This window comes from Pseudoalteromonas luteoviolacea NCIMB 1944 (assembly GCF_001625565.1).
GTDB lineage: Bacteria > Pseudomonadota > Gammaproteobacteria > Enterobacterales > Alteromonadaceae > Pseudoalteromonas > Pseudoalteromonas luteoviolacea_F.
Window position 1 is genome coordinate 1 of the sequence record NZ_AUXS01000087.1, and the last position, 3,102, is coordinate 3,102.

Annotated in this window: 3 protein-coding genes; all 3 read right to left on the minus strand. The window is 41.4% G+C overall.

Annotated features, from left to right (window positions below; all coding sequences use genetic code 11):
• Positions 1-259 precede the first annotated feature (259 nt).
• Positions 260-511 (minus strand): hypothetical protein, encoded by a 252-nt coding sequence (locus N483_RS25010; protein ID WP_155250795.1) that lies wholly within the window; start codon positions 509-511, stop codon positions 260-262.
• A 408-nt stretch (positions 512-919) separates the two neighbouring features.
• Positions 920-1,342 carry an Imm26 family immunity protein gene (locus tag N483_RS25015; RefSeq protein WP_023400889.1) on the minus strand — a complete coding sequence of 141 codons (423 nt, stop codon included), beginning with the start codon at positions 1,340-1,342 and terminating at the stop codon, positions 920-922.
• Between the two features lie 2 nt (positions 1,343-1,344).
• Positions 1,345-3,102, minus strand: a 1,758-nt coding sequence (locus N483_RS25020) for an RHS repeat domain-containing protein (protein ID WP_196764430.1), incomplete at its 5' end; no start/stop codon positions are given.

Consider the following 3,102-nt stretch of genomic DNA (forward strand, 5'->3'; position numbering starts at 1 on the left):
AGGTCCACGTACCACTGTCTAAGTCGGTTTGGCTTACCTTCAAGCCAGTAAGTTATAGCTGTTTTCAATCAGCAAATTGGAATGGGTGTCATCTATTTTCTTTCAGTGGTAATACTTGGTATCCACCAAGCTAACTTGTCTCTTCCTTGCTATTGCCATAAAAAAGCCATCCATACTTTAACATTCAGTAAAGCATAGACGGCTTCTTAGATTATTCCCAAATTTGAGTGGGTGTCACATGTATTCTTGACCACCAAGGTCAAATAGGCGTGACCAAAAAATCGGCGAAACGCGACCAAACATGAAAAAGCCCCATCACTTGCTGGGGCTTTGGATTGGGTGTCTTAGCTAGTTGCAATAACTTCTCTGCAACCCAGCCTCTTCGGTGCTCATATGACTTGCCCGTTACTTTATCCTCTCCGCATAAAAATGCGCGCCTTACGCATCGTGATATACAGTGATAATACTTGGTATCCACCAAGCTTATTTGTCTCTTCCTTGCTATTGCCATAAAAAAGCCATCCATACTTTAACATTCATTAAAGCATAGACGGCTTCTTACACTATTCCCAAATTGGAATGGGTGTCACATGTATTTCCATTCTACTGTAGGTGTTCGCCAGTTCCTGCTATGTGCTGCAAAGTGCTCATCAGGGGTTAAGAAAGTAATGTTGTTAGGTTCACCTGCCAAATTAGGTGAACCATTGCCCTGATTTAAGATGAAACCCATTCATATTTATACCACAACTGCTCCCCTGCTAACTTCCTTGTATATAGCACTCCACTTGGACCAGAAAGTCGATAGATGCGACCGCCAAGGTCAAATAGGCGTGACCAGAAATAGAAAAGCCCCAGCGGTGCTGGGGCTTAAAGTCTATAAACAGTTCAGGTACAAATATATGCCTGTCCCAATCAGGTTTTATTCAAACAGATGAGACTGTTTTATTCTCTCTACAAGCTGCTCTGGCTTATACATTGCCTGTTCATCCATATTTATTATCTCTTCTTTAGAAGCTTGAACTCTCTCACCCTTATAATAAATGCAAAATTTTTCACGATTGATAATGTCCTGAATAAACTTCGGCTTTGGCCAACTATCTTCTTCATTCTCAAATGGAATATGGCCAATAATTTCCCACTCTCCATTCTTGATTGCTGTGCTAAAAATACCACAATCAAAAAGTATTCCTAACCCTTTCAATTCATTAACATCTGCCAGCTTATCAAAAACATTGTTATAAATCTCTATGGATGCATCATTTAATATTCGGCCATAAACAAACAAATTATCCACTACTGGAACCTTGACTATATCGCCGATTTTAAACTTAACTCTTTTCATAATTAGTTTCCAAACTCTTTATCAGCCGCCTCTCTATAAAAAGCAGCTTTCTTGTTTCTGGGCCCAACCCCGTTAATCTGCTTGGTTCCTATCCCTGCCTCTTTCAGAGCATCTATTACCTGCTGCTCTCTCCCTCTAATTGCAGGGTATGAAGTTGTAACTTTATCAGTCTTTAATGGAGAAAGATTTCGATGATGGCCAGCAGCTCTTTTATCCAAGATTTGTTGTTCAGTCATATCACAACTTCCACTACACCTACCAGCATATATTTTACCCGGATTATCCAAGTCTTCTGCTGTATATGTTATATACTTTTTATTAGCTCGCTTTGTCGCTTCTTCTGCCGAAAATCCTGCATCCATTAAAGATTGGCCATATTCAGCGGCTCTCTGCTGTGGCGTTAGATTACGCCCACCGACTAACCATTCAAGCAAGTTTTTTCCGGACTTAGCAAAGCTTTTTCCCTTCGCATTATACAAATACTGGAATGCACCTGTCACTGCAGCATTGGCAAATTTTCCTCCAGTTAACTTCGAAATTGTGCCTGAAATAACCATGGATTGAACTGTGCCCAAAATATCATTATCCATGTTTACAATGCCAGAAACTTGAGCTCCTTTGGTAAGACCTGCACTCCAAAATCCATGCCCGAAATTGCCTCCTTGGACATCAGAAATAATGCCTCCAGTTAAGGCATGTGCTCCCAAGTGAGCTATGCCTCCTTGTTTCCAAAACCCTGTCTTGGCACCAAACGCATCACCAATTTGGTTAAATGCCCAAGCTGTGGCATATGTCGTTAAACCCGATTGAAATGCTTTACCTAAACTACCAGTTTCTACAAATGATGACTGTGCAGAAAACACTGCAGAACACCAAGCTGTGCAACCTGGTACAAAGTTCAAAGCAACATTTACAATACTTCGTAATAACGGATTTTTATTGAGAAAACGATGTATGAACCAGCTTCCATCAAGTTTCATAGTTACTTTAAGAAGCTTCTTAAACAAATACCCACTCGGATCCGTAAACGACAGCGGATTATTCAGCACATAACTATATCGGTTATAGTTCTGCAAATTACTCGGCGCTTGCACAAACGGGTCGGTTTGCATAAACCGTCCAGTATCTGCATCGTAGATCCGACCATTCATATGAATGATGCGCGAATCATCGCCAAACTTAACGGGTTCGTGGCCTGTGTACGCTCTTTGGTTACTTGCTACAGTCCAAAATAGTCCTGTTTCAAGGGCCCAGTTTAATTTGTCTATGTCATTGTTTGGCATCAGAACTTCTGATTGCTTGCCAAATACGTCATAGCTAAAACGCTTTAAGAGCTTACCACTATTGTTAACCACTGCAACAACTGAGCCTTGATGATCTGTAAACAACCATTGCATGCTCTCTTGACCATGTTCATGGTAAGTTTTTACTGCATCATTGCCTATATTACGGCGAATATAAGTTTGCGCAGACAGTGCCTCTGTGCCGCTTTCTTTGACTATTTCAAGGGCGCCAACGTAGTAGATGGTTTTGTTGCGCTCAACACGTTTATAGCGTCGGTTATTGGTATCGTAACTAAATTGAACCAACTCACCATTGACCGTAATGTGCGTTGCCTTATTACGGGCGGAGTACACCACATCGCGTTGATACACAGTGCTGCCATTGTTTGTCATCACAGCGCTGGTTTGATTACCATTGCTGTCGTAGTCAAACACTTCAATCTGGCTGCCTTTCACTCGCTTGGAAATGGCATGCGG